Here is a 482-nt window from a genome sequence, read left to right as displayed (position 1 = left end):
GCTCGATGATGATGGCGGTCGCCGCGATGGCCACCATCCGGGGGCCGGCGGACTCCGGGGCGACGCCGAGGTCCTCGGCGACGACCCTGGTCGATTCGCGGACGGCGGCGTCCATCCGTGCCGTCCGCAGCGCGGCCAACTCGGGGTTGGCGACGAACATGCGGCGTTCCAGTTCCATCATCTCGTCGTCGCCCGACTCGTGTTCCGCCAGCAGCCACCGCCCGAGGACGTCCACCGCACGCTCGTCGGGGCGGCGCTCGCGCATCGCCTCGGTCAGCCGGTCCGCGCCCTCGCTGAACTTGGACATGGCGATGTCCTGCTTGGAACGGAAGTACATGGCCACCGTGCGCGGCGAGACCTCGGCCCGTTCCGCGATCTCGGCCACCGTCGTGGCGTCGTAGCCCTGCTCGGCGAACAACTCGAAGGCGGCACGGATGACCGCCTCGCTGCGCCTTGCCTTACCGCGCTCCCGCAGACCTTGC

Annotated in this window: 1 protein-coding gene; it reads right to left on the bottom strand. The window is 70.7% G+C overall.

What is annotated here, in order from left to right:
* Positions 1–482, bottom strand: a 482-nt coding sequence (locus SMA5143A_RS42495; protein ID WP_107468094.1) for a TetR/AcrR family transcriptional regulator, incomplete at both ends; no start/stop codon positions are given.

Origin of the sequence: Streptomyces sp. MA5143a (assembly GCF_900290235.1) — a bacterium.
Classification (GTDB): Bacteria; Actinomycetota; Actinomycetes; order Streptomycetales; family Streptomycetaceae; genus Streptomyces.
This window is presented reverse-complemented; position numbering and strand designations above follow the sequence as displayed.